Origin of the sequence: Streptomyces sp. NPDC007084 (genome assembly GCF_040703595.1) — a bacterium.
Taxonomy (GTDB): domain Bacteria; phylum Actinomycetota; class Actinomycetes; order Streptomycetales; family Streptomycetaceae; genus Streptomyces.
In genome coordinates this window covers 171,139-182,954 of record NZ_JBEYFY010000010.1, presented here as the reverse complement: position 1 = coordinate 182,954, position 11,816 = coordinate 171,139, and the positions used below count along the sequence as shown (strand labels likewise).

General features: G+C 71.3%; 12 protein-coding genes. 9 read left to right on the top strand and 3 right to left on the bottom strand.

Annotated elements, in window-relative coordinates:
- Positions 1 to 140: 140 nt before the first annotated feature.
- Complete coding sequence (locus AB0912_RS12375; RefSeq protein WP_366698518.1) at positions 141 to 1,856, bottom strand: cation:proton antiporter; 1,716 nt, start codon at positions 1,854 to 1,856, stop codon at positions 141 to 143.
- A gap of 107 nt (positions 1,857 to 1,963) precedes the next feature.
- Positions 1,964 to 2,239 (bottom strand): hypothetical protein, encoded by a 276-nt coding sequence (locus AB0912_RS12370; RefSeq protein ID WP_366698516.1) that lies wholly within the window; start codon positions 2,237 to 2,239, stop codon positions 1,964 to 1,966.
- Between the two features lie 144 nt (positions 2,240 to 2,383).
- On the opposite strand from AB0912_RS12370, the gene AB0912_RS12365 reads away from it, so the two are divergent.
- The 6 genes from AB0912_RS12365 (at position 2,384) to AB0912_RS12340 (ending at position 8,068) form a co-directional block, all read left to right on the top strand.
- Positions 2,384 to 2,620, top strand: coding sequence for a helix-turn-helix transcriptional regulator (locus AB0912_RS12365; RefSeq protein WP_366698514.1), 237 nt, complete (start codon positions 2,384 to 2,386; stop codon positions 2,618 to 2,620).
- Positions 2,621 to 2,848: 228 nt separating this feature from the next.
- Positions 2,849 to 3,052: a cold-shock protein gene (locus AB0912_RS12360; RefSeq protein WP_081220973.1), complete on the top strand. Its 204-nt coding sequence runs from the start codon at positions 2,849 to 2,851 to the stop codon at positions 3,050 to 3,052.
- A 439-nt stretch (positions 3,053 to 3,491) separates the two neighbouring features.
- Complete coding sequence (locus AB0912_RS12355; protein WP_366698512.1) at positions 3,492 to 5,201, top strand: FAD-dependent monooxygenase; 1,710 nt, start codon at positions 3,492 to 3,494, stop codon at positions 5,199 to 5,201.
- 279 nt (positions 5,202 to 5,480) lie between these two features.
- The gene (locus tag AB0912_RS12350; RefSeq protein WP_366698510.1) at positions 5,481 to 6,395 is read left to right on the top strand and encodes an NADP-dependent oxidoreductase; all 915 of its coding nucleotides are present in this window, start codon (positions 5,481 to 5,483) and stop codon (positions 6,393 to 6,395) included.
- A 166-nt stretch (positions 6,396 to 6,561) separates the two neighbouring features.
- The gene (locus AB0912_RS12345; RefSeq protein ID WP_366698508.1) at positions 6,562 to 7,023 is read left to right on the top strand and encodes a MarR family winged helix-turn-helix transcriptional regulator; all 462 of its coding nucleotides are present in this window, start codon (positions 6,562 to 6,564) and stop codon (positions 7,021 to 7,023) included.
- 181 nt (positions 7,024 to 7,204) lie between these two features.
- Positions 7,205 to 8,068, top strand: a complete 864-nt coding sequence (locus AB0912_RS12340) for a PRC and DUF2382 domain-containing protein (RefSeq protein ID WP_366698506.1) — start codon at positions 7,205 to 7,207, stop codon at positions 8,066 to 8,068.
- A 224-nt stretch (positions 8,069 to 8,292) separates the two neighbouring features.
- On the opposite strand, the gene AB0912_RS12335 is transcribed toward AB0912_RS12340, so the two are convergent.
- Entirely contained in the window at positions 8,293 to 9,549 is a 1,257-nt protein-coding gene (locus AB0912_RS12335) for an MFS transporter (RefSeq protein ID WP_366698504.1), read from the bottom strand.
- A gap of 467 nt (positions 9,550 to 10,016) precedes the next feature.
- Here AB0912_RS12335 and AB0912_RS12330 point away from each other — a divergent pair, with 467 nt between their 5' ends.
- Genes AB0912_RS12330 through AB0912_RS12320 form a run of 3 tightly spaced genes read left to right on the top strand, consistent with a single transcriptional unit; the run spans position 10,017 to position 11,714 of the window.
- On the top strand, positions 10,017 to 10,859 hold the full coding sequence (locus AB0912_RS12330; protein ID WP_366698502.1) for a SigB/SigF/SigG family RNA polymerase sigma factor: 843 nt from the start codon (positions 10,017 to 10,019) through the stop codon (positions 10,857 to 10,859).
- Between the two features lie 34 nt (positions 10,860 to 10,893).
- Positions 10,894 to 11,340 carry an ANTAR domain-containing protein gene (locus tag AB0912_RS12325; protein ID WP_366698500.1) on the top strand — a complete coding sequence of 149 codons (447 nt, stop codon included), beginning with the start codon at positions 10,894 to 10,896 and terminating at the stop codon, positions 11,338 to 11,340.
- Positions 11,341 to 11,372: 32 nt separating this feature from the next.
- Positions 11,373 to 11,714 carry a hypothetical protein gene (locus AB0912_RS12320; protein WP_366698498.1) on the top strand — a complete coding sequence of 114 codons (342 nt, stop codon included), beginning with the start codon at positions 11,373 to 11,375 and terminating at the stop codon, positions 11,712 to 11,714.
- Positions 11,715 to 11,816: the final 102 nt, after the last annotated feature.

Sequence of the window (11,816 nt, the reverse complement as noted above, 5' to 3'; positions counted from 1 at the left end):
GGCGACGACGCGGAGCGTCGGCAACCGACGACAACGCCGCAGATGTGCGTGCCCTGCCCCGCGACCCGCCACATGATCCAAACGACACGCCCTAGTTCCGCCCGGCGGGCCGGTGCCGGGCCGGCCCGGCACCGGCCCGGTCAGCTTTCGGGGTCCTGGAAGCGGGCCAGTTCGTTGTCGATCATGGACTGGGCCCGGGACAGCACACGGGAGTTGTAGGCGCCGCTGGAGCGCAGGGAGAGCAGCGCGTTCTGCTGGGCGACGGCCGCGGCGAGCATCAGTTCCTGGTACTGCTCACGGGGGTTGACGTCCTCCGGGACGACGCCCTTGGGCGCGGGGCGCTGACGGCGGGCGGCCATCCAGGTGCGTACCTGCTCCCGGATCACCGGATCGAAGGGGGTGCCGTCGGCCATGGTCAGCTCCGGGTCCGCCAGAGCGTCCGACACCTCGTCGGTCATGGCGGCGTACAGCTCCGTGAACGCGGCCCGGTCGGCGGCCTCGTCGTCGCCTTCGACCTTCAGCCTGCGGATGACCCAGGGGAGTGTGAGCCCTTGCAGGAGCAGCGTCGTGGCGGCCACGGTGAAGGCGATCAGCAGCAGTTGCGGCCGGTAGGGGGTGTCGGACGGCAGCGTCTGGGCGGCGGCCACCGTGACGGCGCCGCGCATCCCCGACCAGGCGAGCACCGTTCCGCCGCGCCAGCCGAACTTCTCGTTGATCCTGAAGTCGGCGTCGCTCCGGCCCCGCACCAGCCGTCCCTGAAGGCGCTCCGGGTCTTGTTTCCGGAACCGCTGCGGCAGTTCCTGGCCGTTGTCGAGGCGGTCCGCGAGGTCGTCCAGCGCGGTGCGGAAGGTCTCGGCCCGGTCGGCGTCGTGCCGCAGTGAGGCGACCAGCGGGACGAGGAACAGCATCCGTGCCGCGATCGCGAGCAGCGAGGCCAGCAGTCCGATCCCGACGGCGTGCCCGACGCTCTGCCCCGCGTCGCGCGCCTGGTCCACCAGCGTCCTGAGCTGTAGTCCCATCAGCAGGAAGATGCCGCTCTCCAGCAGGAACGCGATGGTCTGCCAGTTGATGTCCTCGGCGAGCCGGTCGCGGGCGCGCAGGAAGCGGGGGCTGAGGTGGCCGCCGACCAGCCCGGCCACCACCACGGCCAGCACCCCCGAGGCACCCAGCGCCTCGGCCGGCAGGAACGCCAGGAACGGCACCACGAACGACAGGGCCGTGTTGGGGACCGTGTCCTTGAGCCGGCCCCGCACCAGCACGGTCAGCACCCCCACCAGCACGCCCACGAGCGTGGCGACGACCACCGAGAACACGAAGTCGGCGCCCACCCGCCACAGGTGCACGGAGGAGGTCATGGCGGTGATCGCCGAGGCCAGCAGGACCAGCGAGGACGCGTCGTTGACCAGGCCCTCGCCCTCGAGGATGGTCATCAGCCGGGACGGCAGGCCGAGCCGCTTGCCGATGGAGGTGGCCGCGACCGCGTCCGTCGGACTGATGATCGCCCCGAGCGCGAAGGCGGCGGCCAGCCCGAGGCCGGGCAGCAGCCAGGCGAACAGATAGCCCTCGCACAGGGTGGTGACGGCCACGAGCAGGACGGCGAGCCGCAGAATCGTCTTGATGTCACGCCGGAAGTCGATGACCGGCATGTGCACCGCGGACGCGTACAGCAGCGGCGGCAGCACGACGGTCAGGACGAGTTCGGGCTCGACCTCGATGTGCGGGACCTCGGGCAGGAAACTGAGTCCGGTCCCCACCACGACCAGGGCAAGGGGCGCGGCCACTCCCACCTTGCGTGACGCGGCCGCCACCGCGACGACACTGATGACGCCCAGCACGGCGACCAACGTCAGTTCCACGAGCCGTTCCCATCTACCTGCCGCGAGCTTGCTCCGTACATCCCAGCACGATCAAACCCCATCCCCACCCCCGACCCCCAACCGACCGCCCGGCACCGTCTCCGTCCTCACGGCCGCAGAAGCGGGGTCACCGCCCTCAACCGGGCCACCAAAGACTCCAGTTCCTCCGGTGACCCGCAGTCGAGCAGGGCCCAGGCGAGGCGGTCCGCCGAGGAGCGCGCCTGCTTGCGGGTGACGCTCCCGAAGCGGACCCGCCCGTCGTGCGCCAGGCCCTCCCAGGAGTACTCGGGGCCCGCAACGAACTCCTCGACGAGCAGCGTCGCCTCCCCGTCGCGGCGGGCCACCGCGTCCGACCACTCCCGCGGAGTGCCGATCAGCTCCACCCCGTCACCGCCCGCCCGGTTCAGCGGCCGGCTGCCCGGCCGCCCCCACTCGCCACTCCCAGGTGCTCGACTGTCGCCGTCCTGAAGGCCCTGCTGGACGCGAAGAAGAGAGGGGAGCTGGCCTGGGGCCTGGAGATCTGCCGGGTGGCAGAACTCGGCCCCGGGACCGTCTACCCCATCCTCGACCGCCTCGCCCGCCACGACTGGGTAACCAGCCGGGAGGAGTCCGGGCCGCACCCGGGTCGCCCGGCGCGCCGCATCTATGAACTCACGGACGCACAGCGCGAGCAGGCGGCCAACGCTCTCCAGGCGCGGGAGGGCAATCACAAGCGGCGCTATGGGGCTGTAAGAGGGGAAAAGGCGGCTGACTCAGAGGGGTAGGCGCGCATCCTGGACCGGAGTCGGCCGTACCGGTGTACCGGTGTGCGCTTGGGGCGACCCCGTGCGCGCGGGGTACTCCGCCTCGGACCCCTCAAAGGAAAGACGCCGCCGTGGGTTGATCTCTGGTGATGTTGGGGTAGAACAGGTGTCGGGTGCACTCCGGTGACGGAGAGGCGCCCGCCACAGATCAGCCGGGGCAGCCCCGGCGCTATTTCGAAGGACAGCAGTATGGCCAGCGGCACCGTGAAGTGGTTCAACTCCGAAAAGGGCTTCGGCTTCATCGAGCAGGAGGGCGGCGGCCCGGACGTCTTCGCCCACTACTCCAACATCTCCGGCAACGGCTACCGCGAGCTGGTCGAGGGCGAGCACGTCACGTTCGACGTCACCCAGGGCCAGAAGGGCCCCCAGGCCGAGAACATCGTCCGCGGCTGACCCGAGCAGCCGCAGGTGAAGCACACCGCGTGAAGAGGGGCCCGGCCGCAGCCGGGCCCCTCCGCCGTTCCGGCAGGAACGCCCAGCGCGGAGACAGGGCCATGGGCGACGGGCCACCGTCGACGGCCACGCGGCTCCGCCGAGGTATCGGCCGCCGCCCGCCGCCGCCCGCCTTTCCGTATCCGGCCCCGCGGCCCGTATCCGGCCCCGTGGCGCACCCGTCAGGCCAGCCGCGCCGACGCCGCCGGCGGGCGATGAGTACGCCAACCCGGTAGCCGCCGAACCGGTGAACCTGGACCGCCGGCACCGTATCCCGCCCCCTCCCTGACCGGGTTTCCGGCATGGGTCCCTCGCGGGGAGTCCCGGCTCGGCCGGTCCCGAGCGGCCTGGTCAAGCAGACTTTCCCGGTACCCATTCCGGACGATGAGGGAGCCTGATCGTGGCTGATGTCGACGTACTCGTGGTGGGCGCGGGCCCGGTGGGTCTGACGGCGGCGGCCGAGCTGCGGCGCCACGGTGTGAACTGCCGCATCGTCGACCGGCTGGCCGCCCCGGACCCCTACGCGAAGGCCATCGGCATCGTCCCCCGCACCCTGGAGGTGTGGGAGACCATGGGCCTGGCCCACAAGGTCCTGGACGAGGCGGTGCCCCACCTGGGCCAGCTCGTCTACATCGACGGCAAGGCCCGCCCGCAGGTCGAACTCACGCTGCCGCCCGAAATTTCCTACCCCTTCGCCACGCTGCCCCAGTACACGACCGAGCGGCTGCTCACCGAGCACCTGGCGAGCTTCGGGACTGAAGTCGAGCGGTCGGTCGAACTGCGCTCACTGGAGACGCACCCCGACCACGTCGAAGCCGTCCTCGCGCACGCCGATGGCCGGACCGAGTCCCTGCGCGCCCGCTACGTCGTCGGCTGCGACGGCGCGCACAGCCTGGTCCGCAAGGAGGCCGGACTCACCTTCGAAGGTGACGCCCTTCCCGAGCAGTACATGATCGGAGACGTCGAGGTCGACTGGGAACTGCCCGCCGGCTACAGCATGCGCTCGGTGAACCTGGACGAGAACGGCGAGATGGACGACATGCTCGTCTGCATCCCGATGCCGGGCGTCCGGCGCTACTGGCTGTCGATGCTGCGCCCCAACGCCCGGGCCGGGGGCGGCGAAGACGGCTCGGCCACGCCGGACGAGGCCGGCCTCGGCACGGCCGACGGCGAGGGCCTGGACCTCGGCCAGATCCAGGCCGTACTCGACCGGCTGTCCCCGGAGGTGACGACCGCCTCCACGCTGCGCTGGTCGTCCACCTTCCGGACCAGCCACCGCCTCGTCGACCGCTACCGGAGCGGCCGTGTCTTCGTCGCCGGCGACGCGGCGCACATCCAGCCGCCGATCGGCGGCCAGGGACTGAACACCGGCGTCCAGGACGCCCACAACCTCGCCTGGAAACTGGCCCTGACCGTGCGCGGAGTGGCCACCGACGACCTGCTGGAGAGCTACCACGCCGAACGGCACCCGGTGGCGCGGGAAGTGGTCGACCGCACCGTAAAGCATGCCCGAACCGTCCGCCGCGCCGGTGCCGGTCCCCTCAACAACGGCGCCGACACCGAGACGGCGATGCTGCGCCAGGCCCAACTGCTGGTCGCCTACCCGGACAGCCCGCTCACCCAGCCGCGGCCGGCGCTCGGCGCCCCCGAAGCGGGTCCCGTACCCGGGGATCACGCACCCGAAGCGGGTCCGGTACCCGGCGACCGCGCCCCGGACTGCCGCGGCCTGCTGAGCGACCTCGCCGGCTACCCGCGACGGCTGTTCGACCTGCTGCGGACCCCGCGGCACGTACTGCTGCTCTTCGCGGGCCAGGAGCACGCGTCGGGCGAGGGCGCCGCCCGTCTCGAAGCCTGTGCCGCAGAGGCGCGGCGCGCCGCCCACGGCCTGCTCGACACCTACCTGATCACCGCCGCGGACGTCCCGCAGGACGCCCGACCGGTCGGCCTGCGTCCGCCGCGGGTGCGGGACGCGGCGGGCGAGTTCCAGAACGCCTACGCGCCGCGTGCGGGCGAGGCCATCCTGATCCGCCCCGACGGCTACCTCTCCGGACGCTTCCCCCTCGCCGAGCCGGACCACCTGACGGCCCACCTGCGCCGAACGTTCGCCTGACGCCCGTCCCTCCGCCGTGGCAGGCCGAGCCGTCTCTCCGGCCTGCCACGGCGGGGGTGTGGTGAGTGCGGGCTTTGTTGCCGTGAACCGGGCACGGCCCGGCGCTGTCTGCGATTTCCTGGCGTCCACCCCTAATACTTGGCTAGCCACATAATTGGTGCTACGTTTTATGTGTCCAGCCACATAACAAGGGTGGGCGGCCCCTCGAACACACCGACGCCCCCGTAGGGGTCGGTGCCCTCGATGCGGCCGATGCGCCCCTCAAAGGAGACTGCAGTCATGAAGGCCATCACGTTCGACACGTTCGGCGGCACCGAGGTACTTCACGAGGCGGAGATCGAGATCCCCCGCCCTGCTCCTGGACAGGTCCGTGTGCGCGTCCGGGCGGTCGGCGTGAACCCGGTGGACGGCAAGATCCGTTCCGGCGCCATGGAGAAGATCTTCCCCACCACGCTGCCCGCCGTCCCCGGCGGTGAGATCGCGGGCGTCGTCGACGAACTGGGCGAAGGTGTCGAGGAGTTCACGGTCGGCGACGAGGTGCTGGGCTGGTCCGACACCGGCTCCTATGCGCAGTACGCCCTCGCCCCCGTGGCAGTCCTGGCCCGTAAGCCCTCCGGCCTGGACTGGACCCACGCCGCCGCGCTGCCCGTGGCCGGCGACGGGGCCGACCGGGCCCTGGACCTGCTCGACGTCAAGGCCGGCGAAACCCTGCTGATCCACGGCGCGTCCGGCGCCCTCGGCACCATCGCGGTGCAGCTCGCCGTCGCTCGTGGCGCCCGCGTCATCGGCACCGCGGGACCCGCGAACCAGGAGTACGTCACCTCCCTCGGCGCCACGGCGCTGGTGTACGGCGACAACCTGGTCGAACGGGTGCGGGTGCTCGCCCCGAACGGAATCGACGCCGTGCTCGACGCCGCCGGCAAGGGCGCGCTGGAAAACTCGATCACTCTGCGCGGCGGCACGGACCGGATCGTCACCACCGCCGACTTCCGCGCCCGCGAACTGGGCGTCGTCTTCTCCGAGGGCCCCCAGCGCCGCTCGGGCACCCGCCTCGCCGAACTCGCGCGGCAGGCGGCCGACGGCACCCTGATCACCACGGTCGGCAGGACCTTTCCGCTGGCGGAGGCGGCCAAGGCCCAGCAGGCCAGTGACGCCGGACACAACCGCGGAAAGATCGTCCTCACCGTCGACTGAACCGGCTGAACCGGCTGAACCGGCCGGACCCGGTCGAGCGGGTACGCTCCCAAGCGCCGCTGAACACGCCCGACCCGGCCACCTTCTACGGAGGTGGCTCCACCGGATATACCGACCACCCCCTCCGTAGCGACAAGCGCGGACTCACGCCGTCTGAGGAGCAGTGATGACCGAACCCGCGCGGAGGGTTCCCGGCACGGCGCGCGAGGGGCGCCTCAGTTACGCCGTTTTCCTGCTGGCCCGCGCCCACCGTGGCTACGCCGCGGACATGCTCCGCGACATGAAGCTGCACCCCGGGCAGGAACTGCTCCTGATGCAGCTCTTCGACCGCGATGGCCAGACCCAGTCCGAACTGCTGGAAGCCGTCGGCCTCGACCACTCGACGGTGTCCAAGTCGCTGCGCCGCATGCAGGAGGCCGGGCTGCTCACCCGGGAACCGGCCGAGCACGACCGTCGCGTCATGGTCGTCCACCTCACGGACAAGGGCCGCGCGTTGGAAGAGCCCATCGCCAACATGTGGCGGACCCTGGAGCGCGTCTCCGTAAGGAACTTGACGGAGGATCAGGTCGAGGCGTTCACCGCGGTCGCGCACGCCATCGAGCAGACCCTCAAGAGCGACAGCTCGTAAGCGGCCGTTCCGGCTTCCGCCGTCCAGACGCCTGGGCCGCGCCCGCCCAGCTCGTAATGCGGATTATGCACTGAAAGCCTCATTCCCGCACTTCGTGCGGAATGGGTAATTTATGTGGGATTTCTGCGTTATGGGGGGATATGGGTGGTTACTCGTTGGGTCTGGCAGAGAAGGAGGAGAGATGATCACTCGCGAGCAGATCCCCACTGTGCTGGACCACCCGGTCTACGACGCCGATGGCAGCAAGGTCGGTGACGCCAAGAACGTCTTCTACGACGACGCCACCGGGCAGCCGGAGTGGGTCACCGTGAAGACGGGCCTGTTCGGCACCAACGAATCGTTCGTCCCCATGCACGACGCGCACCTGGTCGAGGACCACCTGGAGGTAGCCGTCTCCAAGGACAGGATCAAGGACGCACCCAACGTCGACGTCGACGGCGGCGGCCATCTCTCCGAGGACGAGGAACACCGTCTCTACGAGCACTACGGCATCGACTGGGACGCGGCCTGGCAGCAGGCCAACGACCCGGCCCAGGCCGGATGGGCCAGCGAGGGAGGCCGCACCCGGGGAGACTCCGCCCGCGGCATGGACCCCGCGATGGACTCGGCGTACGCGGGCACGGGCCTCGACGCCACCGGCGAGGCCGACGCCGCCGGCAGGCCCGGCGACGTCGCGATGACGCGCTCCGAAGAGGAGATGCACGTCGGGACCGAACGGCGCGCGACAGGCCGGGCACGGCTGCGCAAGTACGTGGTCACCGAGGAGCAGCAGCAGACCATCCCCGTCCGGCACGAAGAGGTCCGCGTGGTGCGCGAGCCCATCACGGACGAGGACGCGCGGTCCGGCGTGGACATCTCGGAAGGGGAACGCGAGGTCACGCTCCACGCCGAGCAGCCGGTCGTGGAGACCCGCGTCGAACCGGTCGAGCGCGTACGCCTGAGCACGGAAGAGGTCACGGAAGAGGAGACCGTCACCGGCACGGTGCGCAAGGAGCGCATCGAGACCGACATCGACGACGGCAGCGACGAGAGCGGCCGACTCTGACCGCCGGCACTCCGTAACGGGGCCCTGAGGGACTGACGGGGGACCCCTGAGGGGACTGACGACCAGGTGCGCCTGGCCGGCCGTGACGACGGCCGGCCAGGCGCGTGCGCGCGTGGCGCGATCGATGCCGACGAGGCCGAGGCCCTGGTCCCAGCTGGTCCGCTTGGACCCACCCGACCTCAGGCCCGCCAAGCCCTGCTGGCCGGACGGGACCCCGCCCCGCCCTACCCAGCAGCCCGAGCGGACGATGACGACCTACCGGAGCGGTCCGGCACCCCCTCGCACCCGCACCCGCGCGGGCCGGCGCGGCGCATCCGCAGGGTCCCGGTCACGGAGGCGAGGACGAGCGTTGCCGCCACGGCCCAGAGCAGCCGAGCCGAGCCCAGGGTGTGGAAGACACCGGCCAGCGCGGCGCCGCCCGCGGCGAAGGCGCTCTTCAAGCCCGCCCCCACGGTGAACACTTGGGTACGCAGACCGGCCGGCGTGTACTTCTCCCGCGCCGCGAGAAGCGCGCTGAACAGGGGGCCGGTGCACCAACCGCCGCAGGCGAAGAGGGCCGCGACCGGCCACAACCCGTCGAGGAGCGTGCTCAAAGCCAGGGGCAGCGCCGCGAGGACGACGCAGCCGACCACCACCCGCTCGGGCCGCTCGACCGACCAGGGGCGTAGCGCGTAACTCGCCGAGCCGACAAGGGAACCGCAGGCGTAGACCGTCATCAGACCACCCGCCGCCCACGTGGAGCCCCGCTCGGCGGCGACGAGCGCGGTGATGATCGGCAGGGCGCCGACACCGGCCTGCCCGATGCAGCTGGCCCAAGTGACCCCGGACAACGGGGGGTTGCGTACGATCTCCAGCACTCCGCCCAGTACGGACGCCTCCCCGGCGGGCGGCCGGACGGGGGAGCGGGACGGCAGCGGAAGGCCGGCGGACAGCGTGACGGCCGCCGCCAGCGCGCAGCCGGCCAGGCAGACCGTCGCCCAGCCCGCCCCCGCCACCTCGGTCAGCACGGCGGCTACCGAGGGCCCCACGATGCCGGCCACGTTGTAGCTGGTGGAATCGAAACTGAAGGCCCGCGGCAGTGCCTCGGCGGGCAGCATCACCGGCAGCAGACTGGTCAGGCCCCCTGTCACCAGCGGGCCGCAGCAGCCGGCCGGCAGAGCCACGGCCAGCGTGACCGCGTCCGGTGCGCGGCCGGTGAGCACGGCGACCGCGGCCAGGCAGACCGCGTAGCAGGCCAGGACACCGCTGAAGAACGGCTTCTTCCGCCGGACCCGGTCCGCCAGCGCGCCCATCACCGGTGCGGCCACGACTGACGGGACCAGCAGGACCGCGGTGAGCAGCCCGCCGAAGGTGACGGCGCCGGTGCGCTCGGCCGCCAGCAGAATCAGGGCGACCCGGGCACCCTCCGCCGCCAGCCGGATGGGCACGGCGACCGCGAGGTAGCGAGCCAACGGCCCGCGCGTCTGCCGCGTAACCACCATCTATGGGCTCCTCGGTCTGTCGATGCCCCCGCCCGCACCCTGAACCCGGACGGGACCGCCGTCTGTAGGGGGTCTGGTGATGCGGAAGGTCTGGTGCGGAAAGCCTGGTACAGAAGGTCAGGTACAGAAGGTCAGGTGCAGATTGTCTGGTTCCTCGTTCCCCGCCGCTCATGTCTCCCGGCGCCCAGGTCGGTTCCGCGAACCGCACTCCGCTGCGGGAAGGCTGTCTGACGAGGAGTCGGAAAGGCGGCCGGGCGGGGTTGTTTGGGGGTGAGGGCGCGGGGCAGGCGGGGTTGTGTGCTTCGGACCGGAGGCGCGCGCCAAGCGGAGACGACCCGCGTGGCCGCGGATTCCTCCGGCGGCCTGCGTGGCTCCTCTCTGTGCGGCATGTCCCATCACCCCCGTCCGGGCAGCTCGTTCACCGCTTTCGCGGAACGCCCGGACGTGCCGTTCAGGAGGGATCCCGCGTGCACACCGAGAACTCCCTAGACCGCCCGCAGACCGACGCCGCCTCCGCGGCTGCCCAGAACGCCCGTTCCGTCTCCGCCGACCGCGGCTACGACGACTCGCCCGACACCCTCCCGCTCTTCGTCCGGATGGTGGAGCTGGAGGACGGGCCCGAGCGGGACGCGATACGCGACGAATTGGTCAGCACCTGGCTGCCCATGGCCCACCGGATCGCCGGACGGTTCCGCGACCGCGGCGAGGCCATCGAGGACCTGCGCCAGGTCGCGGCCCTCGGCCTCGTGAAGGCCGTCGACCGGTTCGACCCCGCCCGGGGCGCCTTCGAGAGCTACGCGATTCCGACCATCACCGGCGAGGTGAAACGTCACTTCCGGGACCGCCTGTGGGCCGTGCGCGTCCCGCGCCGCGTGCAGGAACTCCGCAACCGTGTACGCGTCGCCCGCCGCGAACTGAGCCAGCGGCCCGGTGCCGCCGAGCCGACCCCCGCCGAGATCGCCGCCCACACCCGCCTCACGGAAGAAGAGGTGAACGCCGGGCTGGAGGCCATGGAGAGCTTCAGTGCCCTCTCCCTGGACGCGGAGACGAGCGCGGGCGACGACGGATACAGCCTCGGTGACACCCTCGGTGACACCGACTCCTCCTTCGACACCATCGTCGACCGCGAGGCCGCCAAGAAGGAACTGCGCCGCCTGCCCGAACGCGAACGAGCCGTCCTGTACATGCGCTTCTTCGAGGACATGACGCAGAGCCGCATCGCCGCGAAGCTGGGCATCTCGCAGATGCACGTCTCCCGTCTCATCTCCCGTAGCTGCGCCCGTGTACGCAAAGGGGCCCTGGCGCAGTGACCCGGCGAGCGATGGTTCAAGGGGGCGAGAGCGGATGAGCCGGCTTCTGAGCCCCGGCCACGACGAACGTTCCACGGGCGGTACCGGATCTGAGCAGAGGGCGTACTCGGACCGGCCGCCGTGGGAGGAGGCTGAGCGGGCGGTCCTGGTCGAACAGGCGACGGGCGTCGTCATGGCCCTGGGCCGACTGGACGCGGGCCAGGCACGGCGTGCGCTGTCCGAGGTGGCCCGGCGTACGGGCATCGCGCTGGACCGTATCGCCGAACTCCTCACGGTCTGGGCCCCCACCGGCGAACTCAATCTCGGCCTTCGTATCGCCCTGGAGGAGGCCATCCGGGACCAGCACCAGAGCAAGAGCCAGGGCCAGAGCAGGAGTCGGGGCAAGAGCCAGGGCCAGAGCAAGAGCCAGGACCAGAGCAAGAGCCGGCGTCCGCGCAGAACGCCGCGAGACGCCGGGCCCACAGATGATCCGAAGCAGTGACATGATCCGAAGCAGTGACAGGGGGAAAGTCCATGCTGTCCCACACGCTCGACAACGGTGTGCTGGTCCTCACGGTGGAAGACGACCAAGGCCCGCAGGAGCAGAACCTGGCGGCCCTGATCGGTGACCTGGTCTCCGTGCACGCTCCCACGCCCGCGGTCGTCGTCCTCGGTGACGCCGCGTCAGACGCGGTGATAGAAGCGGTCGTCGAAGCGCACCGCAGATGCAGACAGTTGGGTGTGCTGATGTCGGTGGCGACCCCCAGCGCGCCCACTCGCCGCACCCTTCAGGCCCGGGCCGCCGCGCAGGGCGGCGGCCTGGTCGTGCACGCCCGCATGCACACGGCCATCCCCACGGCTGACGCGGCCGCCTGACTCCGCCGCGTGACGCGAAGCGGCTCCGTCGAAACGGCCGAGCCGACTCCCCACCGGTAGGCGTTGGCGGTCACAGCACTGGTCGGGCGAACCGCCGCCACC

Bases quoted from the DNA above. Each gene is read 5' to 3' on its own strand.
- AB0912_RS12360 (WP_081220973.1), top strand. From the start codon at position 2,849: ATGGCCAGCGGCACCGTGAAGTGGTTCAACTCCGAAAAGGGCTTCGGC.
- AB0912_RS12350 (WP_366698510.1), top strand. From the start codon at position 5,481: ATGAAGGCCATCACGTTCGACACGTTCGGCGGCACCGAGGTACTTCAC.
- AB0912_RS12345 (WP_366698508.1), top strand. From the start codon at position 6,562: ATGACCGAACCCGCGCGGAGGGTTCCCGGCACGGCGCGCGAGGGGCGC.
- AB0912_RS12340 (WP_366698506.1), top strand. From the start codon at position 7,205: ATGATCACTCGCGAGCAGATCCCCACTGTGCTGGACCACCCGGTCTAC.
- AB0912_RS12335 (WP_366698504.1), bottom strand. From the start codon at position 9,549: ATGGTGGTTACGCGGCAGACGCGCGGGCCGTTGGCTCGCTACCTCGCG.
- AB0912_RS12325 (WP_366698500.1), top strand. From the start codon at position 10,894: ATGAGCCGGCTTCTGAGCCCCGGCCACGACGAACGTTCCACGGGCGGT.
- AB0912_RS12320 (WP_366698498.1), top strand. From the start codon at position 11,373: ATGCTGTCCCACACGCTCGACAACGGTGTGCTGGTCCTCACGGTGGAA.